General features: G+C 40.1%; 9 protein-coding genes. 5 read left to right on the top strand and 4 right to left on the bottom strand.

The window, feature by feature from the left end; genetic code table 11:
• From A6395_RS15320 to A6395_RS15310, 3 genes are all read right to left on the bottom strand, one after another.
• Positions 1–485 (bottom strand): toll/interleukin-1 receptor domain-containing protein (locus A6395_RS15320; protein WP_159429471.1); only part of this gene is annotated, 485 nt, incomplete at its 3' end.
• A 300-nt stretch (positions 486–785) separates the two neighbouring features.
• The gene (locus A6395_RS15315) at positions 786–1,589 is read right to left on the bottom strand and encodes an ImmA/IrrE family metallo-endopeptidase (protein WP_071399690.1); all 804 of its coding nucleotides are present in this window, start codon (positions 1,587–1,589) and stop codon (positions 786–788) included.
• Positions 1,586–1,870, bottom strand: coding sequence for a helix-turn-helix domain-containing protein (locus A6395_RS15310; protein WP_071399689.1), 285 nt, complete (start codon positions 1,868–1,870; stop codon positions 1,586–1,588). The genes A6395_RS15315 and A6395_RS15310 overlap by 4 nt, the downstream gene beginning before the upstream one ends.
• A gap of 223 nt (positions 1,871–2,093) precedes the next feature.
• Between A6395_RS15310 and A6395_RS15305 the strand changes: the two genes are divergently transcribed.
• From A6395_RS15305 to A6395_RS15290, 4 genes are all read left to right on the top strand, one after another.
• On the top strand, positions 2,094–2,756 hold the full coding sequence (locus A6395_RS15305) for a hypothetical protein (RefSeq protein ID WP_252100551.1): 663 nt from the start codon (positions 2,094–2,096) through the stop codon (positions 2,754–2,756).
• A 196-nt stretch (positions 2,757–2,952) separates the two neighbouring features.
• On the top strand, positions 2,953–3,408 hold the full coding sequence (locus A6395_RS15300; protein WP_071399688.1) for a very short patch repair endonuclease: 456 nt from the start codon (positions 2,953–2,955) through the stop codon (positions 3,406–3,408).
• Positions 3,409–3,523: 115 nt separating this feature from the next.
• Positions 3,524–4,867 carry a DNA cytosine methyltransferase gene (locus A6395_RS15295; protein WP_084813112.1) on the top strand — a complete coding sequence of 448 codons (1,344 nt, stop codon included), beginning with the start codon at positions 3,524–3,526 and terminating at the stop codon, positions 4,865–4,867.
• A complete protein-coding gene (locus A6395_RS15290; protein WP_071399687.1) occupies positions 4,857–5,903 on the top strand; it encodes a hypothetical protein in 1,047 nt (348 codons plus the stop codon). The genes A6395_RS15295 and A6395_RS15290 overlap by 11 nt, the downstream gene beginning before the upstream one ends.
• An 88-nt stretch (positions 5,904–5,991) precedes the next feature.
• Here A6395_RS15290 and A6395_RS15285 read toward each other — a convergent pair whose 3' ends face one another.
• Positions 5,992–6,231: a YolD-like family protein gene (locus A6395_RS15285; protein ID WP_084813111.1), complete on the bottom strand. Its 240-nt coding sequence runs from the start codon at positions 6,229–6,231 to the stop codon at positions 5,992–5,994.
• A gap of 151 nt (positions 6,232–6,382) precedes the next feature.
• Here A6395_RS15285 and A6395_RS15280 point away from each other — a divergent pair, with 151 nt between their 5' ends.
• Positions 6,383–6,877, top strand: a complete 495-nt coding sequence (locus tag A6395_RS15280; RefSeq protein WP_071399685.1) for a winged helix-turn-helix domain-containing protein — start codon at positions 6,383–6,385, stop codon at positions 6,875–6,877.
• Positions 6,878–6,921: the final 44 nt, after the last annotated feature.

The raw sequence follows: 6,921 nt of genomic DNA, 5'->3' as shown, positions 1-6,921 counted from the left end.
ATTTTTTTTAGGGATTTATCGATTGCTGTGTTGACTTTGAAAGTTGTAGAATCTGTAACCTTAAATTCAGATTTTATAGAATCAAATAATTCAAGTAGCCTCATTTTGTCATTTAACTTAAAAGACATTTGACGAGGATTTATTGCGCCGTCAATGTTTTGAAAATCAAAATTTGGAGTTAAAATTGTAGAATATTCTTTTCCAAGAATCCAGCAAGCACCCATTTCATTTAAACATGCAGCGCTTTCGTAATAATTTTTAGAAAGGAGAAAAATGACGCGACCTTTCTCCCTCATTTTTTCTGCTAAATAATCATAGATATCTTTATCAATTTCTATATGATGGCCGGGTAAAGAACTACAAACTATTGGGATGTTTAAAATGTTTAAAAGCTCCACCAGTTCTTTAACGTATTCCACATCTGCACTTGAATGACTAATAAAAAGAACTTCTGACTCGCTTTGATCACCTAAAGAGCTACTCAAGCTATTCACCTCGCAATACGTAGACTGTTAAACTTAATTATATCAAAATTAAACTTTTATAAGCTTCGATTCATCTCTCGCTTCTCAACATATTACACTTCCAGCATGTCTCCTACTGAAAATTTATTCATTCAGCGAGTTCTCATAAACCGATAGTATTTGTTCGACACCATCGTGCATCGCAATTTTTTGAATCTTTCTACAGTATTTTGTCTTTATAACCTTTGGCTCAGGTGTGAGGAGCGGGATTCATTTCACCTCTTTACGCATTCGGATGAAAAGGTGACGAGATAGTAGCCCTTAAAGTTTCGACAGAAATGTTAGGACCCCGTACCTTGGGTTGTAGATTGAGCTCTCAAACACATATTCAGATTCTGAAGCGTCTTTGATCCATACATGGGATGCGATTTTTTTACTGCGTATTCTTTTTTCGTTCCCACCTTCATTGTTTAATTCGAATGCTAGACTCTGTGGCGGTAAAGGATCATTTTTTACAAAAGATACGTTGCTACTATGAACGTTTTCGATTATTCCGTTTTTAGAAGTGATCACATTGAATCTCCCCTTATCGAATTCCACTAATCTGTTGCAAAACATTGTCACTGAAACGTTGTATTTATTGATCGCGAGCTTCTCTAAATGTTCAATATTGATTTCACCGGAAGGCAACTTAGAAAAATCTTCTTCCAGCATTTTTGATGGCGTGAGCAATGATTTTGCGAACATCATCGCTTCTTGAGATTCCACGTCTTCGGAAGTCGTTGTGGAAGCGCCATGTTTTCTGTGATAGTAAGTTTCTTTAGTGTGCCAAGGTAAAATGAAGTGACCGACAAGCGTGGCGAGAGTGAGTTTTTGTCGTGCTTGATTTCCGATGCTTTTATCGATGATGATAGTTCCACTTTGCTTCAATAACATGGCTTCGGTTCCGCTTCCCAAAGAAGCGTCGAAAATCTGAATGCTTAATAACGAGGCGACTTCTTCGATATGAATGGGGAAAGCCTCCTTCAGGATGTTTTGAAAGAGATGGTCCGCATATTTTTTGGGGTTAGTTGAATTAAGGCTGAGAATTGTGTTTTGTCCCGTCATCAAGCGTAAAAAGTTCATAAGATCATGTTTTTTGTTCCATCCAAAGATTGGATGACTTTCAAGATGAGACGCGACTCAGGATCGCTTACGTCTTCCTCGCTTTCATGACCCGACACTAGGTAATCCACGGAAACGTTTAACGCGGCAGAAAGCTTCACTAACGCTTCATAAGACGGATTCCGATTTCCTGATTCATATTGACTGATTGAGGGAGCCGTTAACCCGGCTTTTTTCGCTAAAGCTGCTTGGTTTAAATTAAGTTCTTTTCTTCTATCAACAATTCTTTTATCTATAGACATACAAATAACACCCGCTTCATTTAATTTATGTTATGTAAAAAATAACATACGTGAACTTAGATTGACAAAATAAATAACAGGTGTTATTGTTTCATTAAGAAATGTTATTATTAACGACGCAAAAAAAGCACGACTGCAATCGTGCTTTGTTAACGCTGGAATATGTTTTCGCTGGTAACAATAGTAACATATCTCCAGCAATCACACTACATCAAATAAGGACGTGATTGCGCTGAATATTCGTTTGCAAGATGTGAGTGCCATTATTACCGGAACCTCACGATATAATAATAACGCTTTCGACACAGTACGTGTCGAAACCTTGTTGGTTACCGACGAACCGATACCTTCGGAAGAAACGTGGTATGTTCCGAATGGTAGTGCCGTGCCACCGGAGGTTCTCGAATTCTTTAAAATCTCTAACATTGAGATGAACCCTAAAAAAGCATCGACACTTTTAGAAGGGACTGAAGATATTCGAGATCAGGCTGAAGCTGAAAACTTACCTGGAGTTATGGAAGACGCCGCTCGTCTGATGCTTCGCGCGATTTTGAAGAAATCATCCTTAACACCTGTAGCGGGCTCCACAAACGCCTACCTACTGTCCTACGACTACAAGATTTATCCGATTGGTGATGCCAACGAATACGCTTTCTCAATCCGAGTCCCATTTGACGGACTTCAAGTGGCACCGAACGGAGGGAAGGTTCAAGTGAACGTTCTTACTCCGATAGGAGCTCAAATCGACACGGCTATCACTAAAGGCGTGGACGAAAACGGACTGGAGATCACTGAGGCCGTAGCTCCTATCACCAACACGAATCGTCATCTGGTGTCGTTCTATTATCAAATTGACCCTGAGTTCGTCGTTCATTACCGCTATTGATCTTAATCTACTAAAATAGCATTTCTAGTCCCCCGTGATCAGCGTCGGTCACCGGGGATGTTTTTTACTTATCACTGGCATCGCTATAACTATCAATCAAAAAAAGATGAGCTACACGGATGACTCACTATTCAAATTAAGGGAATATGAGAGGACATCGAATGCTTTGAGGTTATAGGTTTAGGAGGCGAGTGGAATGTCGGCTACCAATAAAGGAATCCAAAAAGTGCGAAGTAAAGACACTAAAATGGAACTGAAAGTTAGAAAAGCGCTTTGGCATAGAGGATTACGTTATAGAAAAAATTACAAAGAGCTACTAGGTACACCTGACATAGCGTTTCCGAATCAGAAATTGGTTATCTTTTTAGATTCTTGTTTTTGGCATGGATGCCCGCTTCATTTTAGAGAACCTAAGTCCAATCAGGAGTTTTGGAACGAGAAAATCAAAAGAAATCAAGAACGTGACGCGGAACAAACAGAGCATTATGTTTGCCAGGGGTGGACCATACTTCGATTTTGGGAGCATGAAATAACATCAGATTTTGAACGGGTAATAAATGATATTGTGACAACTTATGACCAATTAAATGAAGAACGTAATCGAGATGAAAATCGTCAGGAGCTACTAGATGCGGATGATCCTTGTGAGTAAGAGTTTCAATCATTAATCCAACGTGTCCGAACTTTAGGAAATAACAATCAATTCATTACCCATATCACTGATATTTTAGTTAGAATATATGTTGTATAGAAATGAGGTGTTTACTATGACAGTTAAAACTGTCTCAAAAGTCCAAAATGAACCTAAGACAGTACTCGCTACAAAAAACAGAAATGTGCTATCCCTGTTTTCTGGTTGTGGTGGAATGGATTTAGGTTTTGAGGGCGGATTCGAAGTTTTAGAAGAATCGATTAATTTAAATGTCAACAAGCATTGGAATATAAAAAAAGTGAACGAGAAGTGGGTCAAACTTCCAGAAACTCGCTTTAAAACGGTTTTTGCTAACGATATCAGACCAGACGCTCAACGAGCGTGGACTCGTTATTTTGGTAACAAGGGTATTCAATCTGAAGTCTATCATCTTGAAAGCATCGTCGATGTCGTAAAAGCTTATCGTGAGACAAAGATTAATCCCTTCCCTGAAGACATTGAAATTGTAACAGGTGGGTTCCCGTGCCAAGATTTTTCTGTGGCGGGAAAACGCAAAGGGTTCGCATCTGATAAATCGCATGATGGGAAATTGGTTGAGATAGATGAGGCCGAGATTGACAAGCCAAATGTTGAAAATCGTGGTCAACTGTACATGTGGATGCGTGAAGTTGTCGAGATTGTTAAGCCTAAAGTGTTCGTGGCTGAAAACGTTAAAGGCTTAGTTAATCTTGGCGACGTAAAAAAAATAATCGAGAATGATTTCTCCAATATCGGAGATGGTTATATCGTCGTTCCGGCCAAGGTGCTGCACGCTGCCGAATTCGGTGTCCCACAGTCCCGAGAACGTGTCATATTCTACGGTTTTCAAAAAGGTGCTTTGAAAGAAGAGGCCATTCGAGAGCTACAGAATGAAAATATTTCTGCCAAGTATGATCCATATCCGTCTAAGACTCACTGTCTGCCGACTAAAGTTCCAACAGAAAACCTTCTTCCACATGTTTCAGTCAAAAGCGCTTTAGAAGGTTTGGTTGAACCCGAGAAAAGTTCTGACTTGTCTCAACAAAAATATTCTAAAGCCAAATACATGGGAAAACATTGTCAAGGTCAGACGGAGGTTAATCTGGATGGCATCGGACCAACTATTAGATCTGAACACCACGGAAACATCGAATTCCGTCGACTTGGTTTGGAAAAAGGAGGAAAACGTCTAGATGAGCTAGAACAAGGTCTTGAGGAAAGAAGGTTGACCGTTCGTGAGTGCGCTCGTATTCAGACATTCCCTGACGATTACGAATTTGTTTGGCCCAAAAAAGGAGAAGACCCTGGATTGTCTGCTTCTAGCGCATATAAAATCATAGGAAACGCGGTACCTCCTTTACTCGCATATCATATTGCGAAGAGACTCGAGGAAAATTGGAGTCTCTACTTCGAAACGGAGATGGAGAATTTTGACGAATGAATTGGCAATTGAATTACAGTATGAACAGTTTGGTCATTTAGTGATGAGCGCTTGTGAAATCATGAATGAGAAAGCGCAAGAGGATCCATCATTCTATCGTTCTAACGAAGGTAGAATGATGGAGAGGCTTGTTTGTGAAGAGCTTGCCGAATTAGCGGTAGGTACAATTTTTGAAGGAACGGTTCGCTTGGTTCAATCGACACGAAGTTTTCCTGATATTCTCATGGGAGATAGTTTCGGGGTTGAAGTGAAAACTTCTAGGTCCGGGTGGAGAAGTCTAGGGAGCAGTATCATGGAGTCCACCCGTATCCAAGGCGTCGATCATATTGCGATGTTTTTCGGGAAAATGGGACCGGGCGACGTGGAGTTTAATGCTAGACCATATGAACACTGCTTGAGCGATATTGGTGTCACGCATTCCCCTCGCTACGATATCGACATGACTTTAGAGGAGGGGGATACTATATTTGAAAGAATGGATATTCCCTACGAGGAGTTCAGGAATCATCCAGAACCGGTGGAGATACTGAGATCTTATTATCGTCCACTATTGTCTGAAGGGCAAACGCTTTGGTGGATGGGCAATGATGAAGTTGCGGCGCCCCCGGTCTTGACGATGTGGAATGCTTTGGAAGGAGATGCTGAAGAATATTTCACGGCCAGAGGATTTGCTTTGTTCCCTGAGCTTATCGCTGGCGACAGTCGTACTAAATACACACGTATGGTGTTTTGGCTAGTCACTAATCACGGGATTATCAACCATGCGCTTAGAGACAAGTATTCTGGCGGAGGAAGAAAAGACTTCATGGTGAATGGCAGAGAGTACCAAGACAGACCTAAAATAATGTATGTCTTGAATAGTAAGAAAGAAATTGTTAGGCAAGTAATCCTCCAAGCCGACCCGGAAGAGTTAAGGGAACATTGGGAGGAAGAGTACATACATGAAGGTGACGAGAGACTTCGTCAGTGGATCAATCTTGTGGCGTCACAAGGTGAAGTCGAGATGTCCCTTTTATACGACATGTTCGAAGTCTAAAAAAGAATGTAAGGACCTGTGCGAGAAACCGGCCATTATGGCAGGTTTCTCGTTTTATTAGGCTTTAAACTGCAAAATTGATTCGGAATCAATAAAAACATCGTTCTACTTGAACAATTTTTTCAAATGAGACATGGATTAGACCGTCCCGCTGATTGGCCAGTTCGACGGTACGTTCCAGGTAGTTCGTCCGATGTACGAAACCCTTGAATCGCTTTATCTCCCGCTCCGCCACATATTTCACCGCCACCATGTCCCCACTGAAAATCGCATCATTTAGCACGTTCTCATAGACCGATAGGACCTGTTCGTCGAAATCGGTCATCATCTTCTTGTAGTTTTTAAATAAAGAGTTGACTGGGATTAAAAGACATGATAAATTTTTATCAAGAAAACAAATTACATTACATTACATTACATTATCTTTTGTATGGTTTTTTTGTTAGATTTGTATAAGCGATGTCTAAGGAGGAAAAATAATGACGAATGTTAAGAAAGAGTACGGAGCTGGTGATACGCTAGTGCTACGTATTAGAAAAAACGATCACTTTTTAGCTGAGTGGGCAGGAAAACAGACTGAAATCGGAGAATCAATTCGTTACTTGATTGAGGATGATATTAGTCGAAATGGAATGTCAGATGTTTCACGAGAAATCACAAAGAATCGACCGAAATTACCGACAGCTAAAGATATTAAGAGTGATTTATTTATGTTTATTGGAGACAATGAAAAAGTTATTCCAAAAGAAGCATACAAATATTTAGCTGATAAATATCAACTAGACGATTTGAGTCGTACGATTATTACTCGTAGCGGCAAGGAGCCGAAGTGGCACAATATTGTTCGTTGGGCTAAAAAAGACTTACAAGATGAGGACTTAGTAGAGAGCATTGAACATGGTGTTTGGGTACTTACTGATGATGGTAGATATATGCACAAACGATTAAGTGAAAACTCCAAAAAACAAGAGTAACATCTTGTTTTTTGGAGTTTTTAGATTAAGAGAAAAATAAGTGC

Origin of the sequence: Exiguobacterium sp. SH31, from assembly GCF_001816105.1 — a bacterium.
Lineage (GTDB): Bacteria > Bacillota > Bacilli > Exiguobacteriales > Exiguobacteriaceae > Exiguobacterium > Exiguobacterium aurantiacum_A.
The sequence above is the reverse complement of the archived record's forward strand: the minus strand, read 5'-3'. Positions and strand labels throughout refer to the sequence as shown.